At 67.3% G+C, this 14,432-nt stretch carries 9 protein-coding genes and 1 pseudogene; 4 read left to right on the top strand and 6 right to left on the bottom strand.

Annotation, left to right across the window (positions count from 1 at the left end):
• Positions 1 to 180: 180 nt before the first annotated feature.
• The 4 genes from AB0K00_RS40515 to AB0K00_RS40500 all read right to left on the bottom strand — a co-directional run bounded on the left by AB0K00_RS40515 (position 181) and on the right by AB0K00_RS40500 (position 7,052).
• On the bottom strand, positions 181 to 999 hold the full coding sequence (locus AB0K00_RS40515; protein ID WP_363532403.1) for a helix-turn-helix domain-containing protein: 819 nt from the start codon (positions 997 to 999) through the stop codon (positions 181 to 183).
• Positions 1,000 to 1,023: 24 nt separating this feature from the next.
• Positions 1,024 to 2,421: an FAD-dependent oxidoreductase gene (locus AB0K00_RS40510; RefSeq protein ID WP_363532400.1), complete on the bottom strand. Its 1,398-nt coding sequence runs from the start codon at positions 2,419 to 2,421 to the stop codon at positions 1,024 to 1,026.
• A gap of 179 nt (positions 2,422 to 2,600) precedes the next feature.
• Complete coding sequence (locus tag AB0K00_RS40505) at positions 2,601 to 4,775, bottom strand: hypothetical protein (RefSeq protein ID WP_363532397.1); 2,175 nt, start codon at positions 4,773 to 4,775, stop codon at positions 2,601 to 2,603.
• Between the two features lie 87 nt (positions 4,776 to 4,862).
• Entirely contained in the window at positions 4,863 to 7,052 is a 2,190-nt protein-coding gene (locus AB0K00_RS40500; protein WP_363532394.1) for a putative Ig domain-containing protein, read from the bottom strand.
• A 627-nt stretch (positions 7,053 to 7,679) separates the two neighbouring features.
• Between AB0K00_RS40500 and AB0K00_RS40495 the strand changes: the two genes are divergently transcribed.
• The 4 genes and pseudogenes from AB0K00_RS40495 to AB0K00_RS40480 all read left to right on the top strand — a co-directional run bounded on the left by AB0K00_RS40495 (position 7,680) and on the right by AB0K00_RS40480 (position 12,285).
• Positions 7,680 to 9,320 carry a reverse transcriptase domain-containing protein gene (locus tag AB0K00_RS40495; protein WP_363532391.1) on the top strand — a complete coding sequence of 547 codons (1,641 nt, stop codon included), beginning with the start codon at positions 7,680 to 7,682 and terminating at the stop codon, positions 9,318 to 9,320.
• A 143-nt stretch (positions 9,321 to 9,463) separates the two neighbouring features.
• A pseudogene (locus AB0K00_RS40490) lies at positions 9,464 to 9,969 on the top strand (IS5 family transposase); the annotation flags it as partial.
• Between the two features lie 595 nt (positions 9,970 to 10,564).
• On the top strand, positions 10,565 to 11,515 hold the full coding sequence (locus AB0K00_RS40485; RefSeq protein ID WP_363532388.1) for a reverse transcriptase/maturase family protein: 951 nt from the start codon (positions 10,565 to 10,567) through the stop codon (positions 11,513 to 11,515).
• 128 nt (positions 11,516 to 11,643) lie between these two features.
• Positions 11,644 to 12,285, top strand: a complete 642-nt coding sequence (locus AB0K00_RS40480) for a group II intron reverse transcriptase/maturase (protein ID WP_363532425.1) — start codon at positions 11,644 to 11,646, stop codon at positions 12,283 to 12,285.
• Between the two features lie 336 nt (positions 12,286 to 12,621).
• On the opposite strand, the gene AB0K00_RS40475 is transcribed toward AB0K00_RS40480, so the two are convergent.
• Together AB0K00_RS40475 and AB0K00_RS40470 are read right to left on the bottom strand one after the other, a co-directional pair.
• Positions 12,622 to 13,359, bottom strand: a complete 738-nt coding sequence (locus AB0K00_RS40475) for a Ku protein (protein ID WP_363532385.1) — start codon at positions 13,357 to 13,359, stop codon at positions 12,622 to 12,624.
• Positions 13,352 to 14,371 (bottom strand): hypothetical protein, encoded by a 1,020-nt coding sequence (locus AB0K00_RS40470; RefSeq protein WP_363532383.1) that lies wholly within the window; start codon positions 14,369 to 14,371, stop codon positions 13,352 to 13,354. The genes AB0K00_RS40475 and AB0K00_RS40470 overlap by 8 nt, the downstream gene beginning before the upstream one ends.
• Between the last annotated feature and the right edge of the window lie 61 nt (positions 14,372 to 14,432).

Raw genomic sequence — 14,432 nt, 5'->3', positions numbered from 1 at the left:
CGACCCGACCACCGCCCCGGGACCCGGCTGGCTCTACGCCGGCGTCGCCACGAAACGAACACACGACACGCCATGAGGTCCAGCCCCGTCACCGCGACTCGGTGTCGCCACGGGCGGCACCCAATATCCAGGGTCCGGTGGACCCGCTTCGCGTCACAGAAAAAAGTCCAGTCGCTCTGCTCATGGGTGCCCTTCCGGGGGGAGAGTGCGAAGCGCGACCGAACCGGCGAGGGCCGCTTCCCGTAACGCCGCCATCGCTGACTGGGAGCGGAGGACCGGCGTCGTTGTGGCGAGCTCGAACGCGGCGACCGGCAGGGAGTCGCTGCCGAGGATCGGCATCGCGACCGAGTCGAGTCCGGGGATCGGCGACCGCTCGGCGTGTGCGAACCCGTCGTGGAGGATGGCTCGTCGCTCCGACGCGCTGGGCAGGACCGCGCCCTGCCCGGCATCCGCTTCGGAGCGGCGCTGGCGGGGTGCGGTCCCTGCGGCGAACGCGAGCAGCAACCGGCCCGAAGGGGTCGCGCCGGCCGGTACCCGATCCGGTACGCCGGGGATGAGGGCCGCGTGCGCATGGCCGTGCAGCGTCTCGACGTACACGACCTCCTCGCCTCGCAGCAGGGCCAGCCTCGCGATGCCGCCCGTGTGCCGGTGCAGATCCAGCAGGTACGGCATGAGCCGCTTTCGCACGCCGCGCGGGCCGGACATCACCATGGAGGTCAATGCGTGCATCCGCGGTCCCAGCACGTACCGGTTCCCGCGGCGGGCCACCATGCCGTGCGTGCTGAGCGTCTGCAGGATCCGATAGGCGGTCGACTTGGGAAGCTCCGTGTCCCTGGCGAGATTGCTCAACGCAACTGGGTGGCCCGACGACGCGAGACGTTCGAGCAACCGGACCGCGCGGCCGATGGCGTCGGCGGATAACGCCGAAACCTCCGAAATCGGCGTCATCGGCGTATCAGCCACAAATGGCACCTTTCCGTGCGAGCCGCCAAGGATCAAGTCGGGGCAGACAGCCTCCGGCGATCACGAGGCGATCGACGGAAGGAGCAGTTCGACCCCGGCCCAGATGCGGCTCGAATTGTGCGAATGGAAGGCGGCACTCGGGTAGTACGTGCGGTTGCGGCCCTGGAGCGCCTGGAGCCGGCGGTAGAAGCCTGCGGCGATCGCCTGTGGCGGGACGTGCAGCGCGAACGGGACGTGGCCGGAGAAGACGGCGAAGTCCTCGAACACGACGGGATATGTGCCGGCCGCCGCGACCCTTTCGATCTCGGCTCGGATGCTGCGCCGGACCAGCGCTTCGGGGAGCAGCGACGGGCTGCCGAACTTGACGTTGTAGAGGCCGGGGATGCCGGTCGGGCCGACCCCGTACAGGCCCGGCAACCGCGGCAGGTTGAACGGGGTGCCCGCGGCGGCGTCGCTCAGGCTGAGGCCGGCGGGCAGGCCGGACAGGCGAACCACGCCGGTGTAGTACGCGCCGCTGATGAACTGGCCGAACAGCGACCGCTCGGCGGCGTCCAGGTCGAAGCCGGCGAGGTTGCGCGGCAACGGCGGGATCGCCACGACGAGCCGGTCCGCGACGATCAGGCGCGGCCCGCGCGGGGTGCTGATGCGGACGCGGACCCCGGACGACGACCGGTCCACCCGCAGCACCTGCGAGTTGAGCAGTACATCCGGGCCGAGAAAGCCGGCCGCCCGTTCGTACAGCAGGCTGTTGTCGTGCGCGGCGGTGGTGAGGAACGAATTGTTGAGGATGTTCCTGACGACGCCCTGGCCGACAGTGTTGATGGAGTAGAGGGCGGGCAGGTCGAGGATGTTGCCGAGGCCCTGGCCGTATCCGAACACCACCGGCACCACCGAGCCGAGGTCGTACTTGGCGACGAAATCGGCGAAGGGCGCCACCAGGTCCCTGGGGACCGGGTTGGGCGGGTCGAGCACCGTGTCGATCGGCCCGTACTGGCTGATCAGGTCGTAGTAGGCGGGCAACGCGGTGGGCGGGTGCGGTGTGTAGTCGACCGGCCGCCCGGTGCGGAAGTCGACGTAGCGGGTGGGTCCGGGCGCGCCGGTGAGCGGGGCGAGGGCGATGCCGAATCGGTCGAAGTAGGCGTGTACCAGCGGGTCGTCCTCGAACACGATGACGCCGATGTCGACGGTCCCGCCGGTGGCCGGGTCCTGGTACGTCTCGGTGTGACCGCCAAGGCGATCCTTGGCTTCCACGACGACCACGCTGCGGCCGAGGTCGCGCAGCCGAACGGCGGTGTAGGTGCCCGACGACCCGCCGCCGATCACGCAGACGTCTCTGCGGATGACGTGTTCGTCGTGCCGCTGCTGAGCCTCGGCCGGGGAGGGGTCGATGGCGGCGGCGACCGGGCCGACCGCCGCCGCGCCCATCAGCTTGAGCAACTGTTCCCGGGTCAGCCTCATGCCGGCCTCCTTCTGCAGAGAAAGCATTCGCGTGCCGCCGGAGACGGCGCGTACACCGGGAACAACGGTCGATCCGACCTAATGGTTTCGCCGCGATGCAGCGCGAAGCGGCACTTGCGCAAGGCGATCAACAAAACGTTCCACTCGCCGGAACAAATACCTTCGGTTGGCCAATCTGCTCACCAGGTGAATCTCAGTGATGTCTGGCTGGTGATGCGGGGATCGCGGCCGACGGCCTGGAGGACGACCGTGGCGGATCGTTCGTTGCCGAGGCGCGGCAAAGCCTGCACGTAGTATGCGTCGCCGCTGATACGGCCGAGCCAGATCGGCGTCCCGCGAGGGCGGGTACGGGTGATGTCGTAATACCAGACCTGCGGGTTGAAGTCCCACAGCAGCCGCAGTTCCGCCGACGTCCTGTCCCCGTTGACGGCGGACTTCGCGATGCGGAAGTTCCGCGGTGCGGGGAGGTGGCCGGAATGGTGCTTCGGGTCGGAAATGCCGAGACTGCCGATGGTGACGGAATAGCCGGTGACCGGCTTTTGCCGTTGTGCGAGCTTGACCCCGACCGAAATGGCCGCGATGTGCTTGCCGGTGTGTCCGGCGAGGGACACGGTGGCGCGGGTCCAGCCGCCGGCCGAGGTGATCTGCACACCGTCGTGGCGATCGAGACGGTGCCACACGGTCCGCTTGCTTTCCTTCAGGATCAGGCCGAGATACAGGTCGCCGGCGCGGGGCTTCGGGGACCGGTACACCAGTTCGGCCCGGGTGGTGCGGGTCACTTTCAGGTCGGTCTTGAACAGGCGTACCGCGGTCGGATTGCCGGCGGTGAGATCACCGGCGATGGTGAGCGAGGTGCCCCCGTCGTACGCGATGGTGTAGTCGTATCCGGCGGTGAGCAGTTGCGCCGTCGGGGACGCGTCGAACGCCTCGGTCCACCACTGCCAGGTAGGCAGGATGTCCTGGATCCCGGCGCTGAACCACGGCGTGGACGAAGATGCTGTACCGCCGAGATAGAAGGCGGTGCCGGTGCCGGTGTTGAAGCGGGAGAAGAACGGCACATCGCCGATCACGGAGCGCTCGGTGATGTAGTTGGCGACGCCGTAGGAGCCGGGGCTGGCTGGGACGGCCGGGTTACGGGTTCCGCCGGACCAGAACTGCAGTTCCGCCTCGTAGGCGGCGGACTGGAGATCTGGGAGTCCGGGCGTCGAAGGGTTGAGTGCTCCGGATGTTTGGGACAGCTCCACCGAGCGGCGTGCGGGATCGAACAACGCGACGCTGGCTTGCGGCGTGCCGGTGCCGTTGGTCGGGATGACCAGTTCGATGGTGTTGTCCGCCGGCGGGATGGTAGGCGCCGGTGTGATCCCGAGCCCGGTCCGGTCTTCGAGTTGCAGGCCGAAGAAACACACGCTGAAGGGGTCGAGGGGAATGGAAGCGCACTCTTGCACCGCTTCCTGCACGTGGATCTGCCCCCACCAGTAGTTGATAAACATCGAGTCCGCGCCGGCCTGCGTGATCCATCCCGCGTTCTGCGAGTTGAAAGTGTTCTGGTAGCCCGGGTAGTCCCCGTCGACCGTCACGGCGTCGTACCACTGCACGGTGAAGGTCTTCAGCCGCTGGGCAGCCGCACGCTGTTGCAGGTAGGTGATGAAGGCCATCATCGAATCGACCTGACCGGTGAGATCCTTCTCGACGTTGAGGAAGTAACCGTCGAACCCGAAGTACTTCGCTAGGTCGACCAGCTTGTCGGCGACCGGGAAGTGCCCCTTGGCGTCTTTCTGGAGGAGCCCGTCGTTCTCGTCGACGTACGGCTGAAAGAGGATGCCGATCGACAGGGCCCCGGTCCGGTGCACGAGATCGGTGTAGGCGGTGGTCGGGATCGCTTGCGCGCCCTGCCAGCCGCCGACGATGTCCTGGTACTGCTGGAAGCGCGTCACGAACGCGTCGATCGTGTCTCCGTAGCGCATGTACTGGTAATGCGCGTTGAACGGGTCCGTGCCGATGTCGGAGATCGATTCGTAGTACTGCGAGAGGTTCGTCGCCAGCGGCCGGGGACTCAGTTTCGGCTGCGCCTGCGTGGGAGCGAACGGCGCGATCCTGGCGGCGACCGGGACACGTGATCGGAAGTACCGCGCATCCGGGTCGGTCTCCGGGTCGTACGCGAGCAGAACGGCGATCGCCTCGGCGCTGTTCACGTCCAGACCCGAATGATTCTGGGCGACACCCGGAAACTGCGGTGCGATCGTCAGGTCTGGGGCGGAAACCGGTCGCGCACCGGCCGGCCGTGCCGGTGACAGCGCGAGAGCTCCGCCCACGGCGGAAGCGATCGTCAGGAACGTACGGCGATTGAGCCTCATGAAACACCTTCCTGATGCGCTGGTGAAGCACGCCGTGTCACGGGCGGGTGCCAGACCCAGGGCCGGTCCGGCACCCGCCTGTCGTGGTCAGCGGCGGGTGACGGTGATCGTGTCAATGGAGACGTTGTTCAGCGGGTGGGGGTCGGGGCTGGGCGACGCGGCCGCGGCCAGCACCGGAGCCCGGCCCGTAGCGCTGGCCTTGACGGTGATGGAGAACTGGGCCGAGGCGCCGCTGGCGAGCGTCGGCAGGGTCCAGGTGAACAGGTTGGCGTGCCGGACGCAGCCCGCGGTGCAGGACACCTCGGACAGCGCGGGCGGCAGCAGGACGCCGGTCACGACAGTGTTGGCGGTGGCGGGTCCCGCGTTCTTCACGGTCAGGGTGCAGGTGCCGGTGCGGCCCACGGTCAGGTTGTCCGGGCAGGACAGCACCGCCGAGAGGTCCGCGTTCGGCGACGGGGTGGTGACGGTGACCGTGTACGGGCCGGCGGTGGCGGCGCCAGCCACGTTCGTTGCGGTGACCGCGTAGCTGAACGTGGTCGTGCCCGCGGGCGGGGTGCCGGTCACCTGCCCGGTGTTGGGGTCGATTGACAGCCACGACGGGGCACCGGATGCCAGGGCGTAGGTCGGCGCCGGGGTGCCGGAGGCCTGGAAGGTGTAGTTGTAGGGCTGCCCGACCACCGCGGTCAGCGGCGGGTTGTTCATCACGAACGCGGGTGCCTGGTTGACCGTGATGGCGGCGGTGACGGTCGGCGCCGCGCTGTAGTTGGCGTTGCCGGCCTGGTTCGCGTCGATCACACAGGTGCCGGCGGCTGTGTAATTCACCGTTGCGCCGTTGATGCCGGACACCGTGCACACCCCGGACCCGGAAGATGGGTTGACCGTGAAGACCACCGGGTTGCCCGAGCCGCCGCCGGTGGCGGTCAGCGTCGCCGACTGGCCGACGGTGCCACTGGCCGGCGGGGTGAAGCTGATCGACTGGGATACCTGCGGCACGGTGATCGACAACGGCTTGGTCGCGGTCAGGTGCGGTGTGCCGGCGTCGGTCACCTGGACGGTGAAGTTGAACGCGCCCGCCGCGGTCGTCGTCCCGGAAATGACCCCGGTCGAGGCGTCCAGCGACAGCTCGTCTGGCAGCGACCCCGACACCACCGACCAGGTGTAGGGCGTGGTACCGCCGGTCGCGGTCAGCGTCTGGCTGTACGCCACGCCGAGCTGGCCGTTCGGCAGGCTGGTCGTGGTCACCGCCAGCGGGGCCACCGGCGTGAGCACGGACACGTTGTTGCTGCCTTCGTTGACCACGTAGGCGACATGTGTGTCGGGGTCAACCGCGACCGCGATCGGGTCAGCGCCCACAGGGACCGTTTCGATGACGGTGTTGGTAGACCCGTCGATCACCGACACGGTGTTGTCGAGAAGATTGGTCACGAAGACCGCGCCGGTCGTTGGGTCCACCGCTACCCCGTCCGGGTTGTTGCCGACACCGATGGTCGCGGTGATGGTGTTGGTCGCCGAGTCGACCACTGAGACGGTGTCGCTGAACGGGTTGGTGACGTAGACCTTGCCGATGCCCGGGCTCACGACCACATCCTGGGTGCCGCCCTGCGATGTGTTGCCCACGTCGATGGTGGTGGTGACGGCGTTGGTGGATCCGTCGACCACCGCCAGGTCACCGGTGTCGGTGGTCACATAGACGGTATTAGTGCTTTGGTCCACCCCGATCCCCTTCGGGAATATGAGGTCGATGCTGCCGGTGATGGCGTTGGTAGCCACGTCGATCACCGACACGGGCTGGTTGTTGTGGCTCACGTAAACCTTGCCGGTGGTCGAGTTCACTGCCACCGCGGTCGGGAAGCTGAACTCGTCGTGGAAATCGATGGTGGCGGTGACGGTGTTGGACGCCCCGTCGATCACCGAGACGGTGCCGTCCTCGGCGTTGGACACGTAGACCGTGTTCGTGACCGGATCCACGGCCAACCCCTGCGGGGTGCGGCCTACGCCGATGGTGGCGGTGACGGCATTCGTATCCGCATCGATCACGGACACGGTGTCGCCCTGGTTGGCCACGTAAACGGTGTCAGTGACCGGGTTCACCCCCACCGCGATCGGGCTCGCGCCCACACCGATGGTGGCACTGACGGTGTACGGGCTGGCAGCGGCCGCTGCGGGCACGGCCGTGAGCCCCACCACCGCCAGCGTCACGGCCAGCACCCCCACAACTGCCGCCGCCCGCCGCCGGCGTTCCTTGCGGGTACCAGCCAGACTCGGCAACTGAATCATGGCTTGCCTCTTCTTCCTCCCCGTAGCTGTCCGCCGTAGCTCGATCAAGACGTTCCCCTTTCCTCACGCCGCTCCAGACCTGGCTGCCTGATCACCGCACCGGCCTTCGATGAAATGGCCCGAAGCCAGGCCGAGACCGATCAAGCCGGCCAAGCGAACAACACCCGCCTGGACACCAGGAGCGACTATCGTGGGTCGACGGTGCGGCGCGACACCGAACCAGGCGGGACGGTACAACCGCCAACCGCTCCATATACAGGGGCATCGTTCCGCTACACGGAACGGCTGATGAACTGGCACGTGGGTGTGCCGCCTGACGGAACGTCCGGAGGCTGCGAACGTCCGAACTTCGGTTGAATGACCTTGCGAACCTCAGCAGTACGCAGCCGTCGCTGCCGGGATGAGCTGATCGATGACGCTCACCGTGATCACCGCGGCGGAGGGGGCGTGCGAGCAGGCGTCGGCGACAACGGCGCGCTCCGGCACGACACCAAGCCGGCGAAGCAACCGCTACGACACCGAGCTCGCCCGACGCTACCGCTCGCCGCGTGAGCGTCGGCTCGACCCGGCTTTACCCTGCGCCGGGTATGGATCGCCACGTGGTGCGCCGGCCACGGCTCGTAGGTGATGTCCCTGGCCAGGATCGAGGCGATCATCGACGCGCTGCGCGCCGAGCGCTACCGATGGCGGCCGGTCAAACGGGTCTACATCCCGAAGAAGAACGGGAAGCTGCGCCCGCTGGGCCTGCCGACCTGGTCGGACAAGCTGGTCGCCGAGGTGGTGCGTCTGCTGTTGGAGGCGTACTACGAGCCCCAGTTCTCCGACCGGTCTCATGGTTTCCGTCCCGGCCGGGGCTGTCACACCGCGCTGAGCGAGGTGGTCGACGGCTGGAAGGGAACGCACTGGTTCGTCGAGGGTGACATCTCCGATTGCTTCGGCAGTTTGGACCATCAGGTGATGCTGTCGATCCTGGCGGAGAAGATCCACGATGGCCGGTTCCTGCGGCTGGTGTCCAACATGCTCACGGCCGGGTACTTGGAGGACTGGCGCTGGCACGCCACGCTCAGCGGCTCGCCGCAGGGTGGCGTGGCTTCACCGATCTTGTCCAACATCTACCTGGACCGGTTGGACACCTTCGTCGAGCAGACCCTGCTGCCTGCCCACAACCGTTGCAGCCGCCGTCGGACCAACCGCGCATACGAGATCGTCGAGAACCAGATCGCGAAGGCCACCCGGCACGGCGACCGTGAGGTGGTGCGAGCGCTTCGGCGTCAGCGCCGCCGGTTGCCCAGCCAGGACCCCAACGATCCGGACTATCGACGGCTTCGCTACTGCCGGTACGCCGACGACTGGGTGCTGGGGTTCGCCGGACCCAGGCACGAGGCCGAGCAGATCAAATCGAAGGTTCAGGCGTTCCTGCGCGACGAGCTCAAGCTGGAACTGTCGGAGTCCAAGACGTTGATCACCCACGCCACCAGCCAGGCGGCGCGGTTCCTCGGCTACGAGATCAAGACGCAACACTGCGACACGAAGATCACCCGACGGCGGCGAGCGATCAACGGCGCCATCGGACTGTTCGTGCCCAGGGACGTCATCAGGCAGAAGTGCGCGAACTACATGCGCGGCGGCAAGCCGGCCCAACGGGGTCCGCTGCTTCACGACCAGGACTTCACCATCGTCGCGAAGTACGGCTCCGAGTACCGAGGGCTGGTCCAGTACTACCTGCTCGCCCAGGACGTGTTCCGCCTGGAACGCCTGCGCTGGGTCATGGAGACCTCGATGCTCAAGACCCTCGCCGGCAAGCACAGGTCCACCGTCACGAAGATGGCCGCAAAGCACCGCACGGTCATCGAGACCCCCGACGGGAAACGGACCTGCTTCCAGGTCACCATCCCCCGGGACCAGGGCAGGAAACCACTGGTCGCCTGCTTCGGCGGGATCCCGCTCAAACGCCGACGCACCGCGGTCCTCACCGACCTGTCACCGGTCATGGCCAGCACCAAGCGAAACGAGCTGATCCTGCGGCTCCTCGCCGACTGCTGCGAGATCTGCGGCTCACGGACAAACATCGAAGTGCACCACGTCCGCAAGCTCGCCGACCTCAACCGCCACGACCGGCCCGACAGACCCGCATGGGTACACCTCATGGCCAAACGGCGCCGCAAGACCCTCGTTATCTGCCGTGACTGCCACGAGGACATCCACGCAGGCCGCATCAACGCACCCACCCGGCACCGATCACTGGAGAGCCGTGTGTCGCGAAAGTGACCAGCACGGTTCGGGAAGGGGCCGACGGAAAAGGATCCACACCACGGGCACCTCGCCGGCGGCCTACTTCATTCGGCGAGCGGCCTGGGAAAACGGACCAGCGGCAACGCCGGCACCGCGTCCCAGGCCGACTCAACCAGGAACTCGGGTTCGGCTCCGGGATGACCTGCTGGCGGCGCCTCGAGGAATGGAACGCCGCCGGAGTGTGGCAACGGCCGCACGAGCTGCTCCTCGCCGAACTGCATGCCGCGGGCAAGCTCGACTGGTCCCGGGCGGTCATCGACTCCTCCCACGTACGAGCCGCGCGACGCGGCCCAAAAGCGGTCCGAGCCCGGTCGACCGCGCCCGAGCGGGCTCGAAGCACCACGTCCTGACCGAGGGCGCCGGCATCCCCCTCGCCGCATCACTGACCGGCGGCAACCGCAACGACATCACCGAACTCCTACCACTGATCGACAAGATCCCACCCGTCCACGGCCGGCGCGGGCGTCCCCGGCGGCGGCCCAAGGAGATCTTCGTCGACCGTGCCTACGACCACGACAAGTACCGCAGGGCCCTCCGCCGCAAAGGCATCCGTCCACGCATCGCCCGCCGTGGCACACCCCACGGCTCCGGACTTGGCGTCTACCGGTGGGTAATCGAACGAACGATGTGCGCCGCGAGGCGCTCTGTTGTATCCCCGGTTCAGCCGGGAGGAACTCGAAGGGAGGTTCCTGGGTCGACTGGCTGACCTGGATCCGAAAGGTGAAGGGGACAACAGCATGCCAGATTGCCCGACGGCCGGGCCCAGACGTCAGGGGCGGTGCGGTGGGAGGACCCGCGTGATATGGCGAAAGCTGGATTGCCTGAACCCCAATCTCCAGTCGATGCAAGTTCCCATCCATCGGAAAAGACGTCTGAAACCGGTGCCGTGCTCTGCGTCGGAGTCGATCGTGGCCGACGCACCCTCGGGGCGCGGGGCGACGCCCAGCGAGGGTGTCGAAGGAGATGAGTGGGGCGCCTACGTCACGCTGCAACGTACGACAGAGACGAACGCGGGATCGCTTGTCGGGCGCGAGCCCTATGGCGACGGAGGCCTCGTAGTAGTCGCCGGAGTCACGGCCGGCCGGGGAGGGCGGGAAAGCCGCCTACACGGGCGAAGGGGGCCAGGTGATCGGACACCACCAGATCGTGAGGTATGCGTAATGCAGAACGCCGCAACGGTGCTGAGTGTCCTGCGTGAGCGCGGCAGGCGTGGCCTGCCGGTGAACGAACTGTATCGGCAGCTGTTCAACCCGCAGTTGTATCTGCTGGCCTACGGACGCATCTATGCCAACCACGGCGCGATGACACCGGGGGTCACACAGGAGACCGTGGATGGTATGTCTCAGGAGAAGGTCGGCCGCGTCATCGACGCGATGCGCCATGAGCGCTTCCGATTCGCTCCCGTGCGGCGGGTTCACATCCCGAAGAAGAACGGGAAGACCCGCCCGTTGGGGCTGCCGACCTGGACGGACAAGCTCGTTGGCGAGGTGGTGCGCCTGCTCTTGGAGGCGTACTACGAGCCGACGTTCTCCGACCGGTCCCACGGGTTCCGTCCCGGTCGTGGCTGTCATACCGCGCTGCGGGAGATCGCCAACACCTGGACCGGAACAGCCTGGTTCGTCGAGGCGGACATCGCCGACTGCTTCGGGTCGCTTGACCATGACCTGATGATCGGAATCCTGTCGGAGAAGATCCACGACAACCGGTTCCTGCGGCTGGTGCGCAACATGCTCACAGCCGGATACCTGGAGGACTGGAAATGGGGTGCCACGCTGTCCGGCGCACCTCAGGGCGGAGTCGCGTCCCCGATCCTGTCCTCGATCTACCTGCACAAGCTGGACGAGTTCGTCGAGAACGTTCTGATTCCGGAATACACCCGAGGGGACCGCAGGGCACGGAACCCTGCCTACCTCGAACTACAAAACGAGCTGGCGAAGCCCGACGACGCGGCGACCGGCCACAGGCCCGGCAGCTACGGCGGCGGATGGTCGCTCTGCCCAGCGCCGACCCCAACGATCCGGGCTATCGGCGACTGCGGTACTGCAGATACGCAGACGACCACCTGCTCGGGTTCACCGGGCCGAAGGCCGAAGCCGAGGAGATCAAACAGCGGCTGGCGAGGTTCCTGCGCGACGAACTCAAGCTGGAACTCTCCCACACCAAGACGCTGATCACGCACGCCCGCACCAAGGCGGCGCGGTTTCTCGGCTACGAGATCACCGTCCAGCACAACGACCGCAAGACCACCCGACGCCGTCGGTCGGTCAACGGGCAGGTCGCCCTGCGAGTCCCACTGGACGTGATCAAAGCCAAGTGTGTCCCTTACCTGCGCCGCGGCCAACCCGTGAAGCAGAAGGCCCTGACCAACGGTGACGACTACACCATCGTCGCCACCTACGGGTCCGTCTACAGGGGCATCGTCCAGTACTACCTGCTGGCCGGAGATGTCCACCGACTTCACCGGCTGCGCTGGGTCATGGAGACCTCCATGCTCAAGACCCTGGCAGGCAAGCACCGCTCGTCAGTGTCGAGAATGGCCGCCAGACACAAGGCCAAAGTCCCGACACCGCAAGGGGTTCGCACCTGCTTCGAGGCACGTATCGAACGCGACGGCAGGCAACCACTGGTCGCACGGTTCGGAGGTATTCCACTTCACCGGCAACGAACGGCAACGGTCATCGACCGACAGCCGATCCGGGTCGATCATCCGCAGAAGGAGATCATCAAACGTCTCCTCGCGGACACCTGTGAGGTCTGCCAGCACAAGGGCGAGGTGCAAGTCCACCACGTCCGCAAGCTCGTAGACCTCGGCGCATCCGGGCCGCTCCAACCACTATGGGCCAAAGCCATGGCGAATCGGAGACGCAAAACCCTCGTGGTCTGCACCTCCTGCCACGACCGCATCCACAGTGGACAGCCTGGCCTACCGCACACGCAGTAGTCACTGGAGAGCCGGATGATCGGGAAACCATCAAGTCCGGTTCGGCGGGAGGCCGCGCGGAAAAGGACCAGCCCAGGCTGGCACCTCGCCGCGCGGCCGACCCATCCGCTGGTACCACGGAATGAAACGGCTCCGCATCCGCTGGGAACGCCGCGACGACATCCACGAAGCCTTCCTCAGCCTCGCGACCTGCATCATCACCTACCGACACGTCACCCGACTTTGTTAGGACCTCTTAGGCGGCCTTGGCGACGGCGCGTTCGAGCTCGTCGCGGGTCACGGTTGAGCGGCCCTTGATGTGCAGCTCGCCGGCGCGCTTGGCGAGCTCGGCCTTGGTCATGTCCTTGAGGCCCTTGCACGCTGGCTTACGGGCAGGCGTCTTCGGCGACGGTGCGGCCTTCGACGTCCGCGGCAGGGTCTCGCCGCGGCGCTGGCGGGCGGCTTTAACGCTGCGCCGCAGGACCTCCATGAGGTCCGTGACGCCGGTGGGCTCCGGTGGCTCCTCCGCGCGGGTGATCTCGTTGCCGACGACCTTGGCGTCGATGAGCTCGTGGACGCGATCGGTGTAGGTGTCGTGGAAGTCTTCCGGGCGCCACGGGCGGCGAGGTACTCCTTGCCCCGCATCACCAAGGTCGCGATCGCCGCCCGGTTCGTCTCGGCCATGGCCTCGCGGAGCAGTACGTACGTCTTCGTCGTCTCGTCGCTGCCCGGCTCCAGGTAGTAGCTCTTCTGGTAGTAGGCCGGGTTGATGTCGGCGAGGTCTACGAACCGGTGGATGTCGAGGCTGCGTGAGCGGCCCGACGCGATCTGGTCGAGCTCGTCGGGGTCGAGCATGACGTACTGCCCGCCGCCGATGTCGGCGTCCTTGACGATGTCGGTGAGGTCCACCTCCTTGCCGGTGCGCTCGTTGACCCGGTGATAGCGGATACGGTCGCTCGTACCCTGCTCGAACTGGTGGAATGACTCCTGCTCGTGGGTCGCCGGGTATATCGCCACCGGCACCGACACGAGCCCGAACGAGATCACTCCGGTCCAGATCGACCGCGCCATCGCTGCCACCTCCGTCTCAACCATGCGCATATCCGTGACCAGAGGCGTCGAACCGCCGCAGGTCACCGGGCGAGCCGTCGGCGGCGCTCGACGGCGTCGTGGAAGCGCCGCTCCGCCTCGCGGGTCTGCTTCTGAATCCGTCTCGCCTCGGACCGCAGGGCACGGACCGTCTGGTCGGTCTCGGCCTGTCGGCAACCGCTTCCTCAAGCCGGTCCCGCAGCTCGGCGACCCGCGAGGCCGTCTGTTCGGCGGTGCTCTGGGCCTCATGGAGCGCCTGCTCCGCCCGTTCGCGCTGGGCGGTGGCCTCCTCGACGGCGACGCGGGCCTCGGCCAAGTCGCGATCCGCCGCGGCGAGCCGCTCCTCGTCGGCGGACCTCGGCGCAGCGCGTTTCGTCCCGACGGGCGTCGCCGGTTTCGCTCGGGCAGCGGTCGACGGGAAGCCGCCGCTGGACAGCGTTGCCGTGAGCCGGCCCCCGCGGACCTCCTCGGCGGCACCCGGATCGGCCAGCGCTGCGTGCAGCGCCTCCTCCACGCCGCGGGCGGTGTCCTCAGAGACCGGGTGCCCGGCGGCGCGGCCCAGGCTGCGGCCCTGCTGGACCAGCGCGTGCACCACTCGCCGTTGCTGCCCGGACAGGTCCTTCAGCTGCTCAGCGTCCAGCGAAGCGGTCGCCTCACGCAACGCGGCGCCGAGATCGAGCAGCTCCGCCATCTCCGAGGGGTACTCGCGGACCATCTGGTTGACCAGCCACGCAGCCAGGTTCGGCTTGGCCAGTCCGCGGATCGCCTCGGCCAGTTGCCCGTCGCCGTCCTGCCTCGCCCGCTTGGCTTGAGCATTGCGCTGCGCGGTGGACTGCTCCGGCGGCAGCCGTGCAACTCCCCGGCGATCTCCTCCATCGTCACGCAACATCACGTTCCCGCCCACACCGCACACAAACTCCGGGCTCGAAGACCTCCGGGAGCTGCCACGCCACCATGCGCAGTACGCGGCGATCCGCGATGCCTGCGCGGGAACCACACGGGTGGAGTCGTCGATCATGCCTTGGCGGCTTGACGGCATCACCGTGACGTCGGCGCGTCGGGATGGATCAGCAGGTGCC

Source organism: Dactylosporangium sp. NPDC049525 (assembly GCF_040676755.1).
In the GTDB taxonomy this organism is placed as follows: Bacteria; Actinomycetota; Actinomycetes; order Mycobacteriales; family Micromonosporaceae; genus Dactylosporangium.
This window is presented reverse-complemented; position numbering and strand designations above follow the sequence as displayed.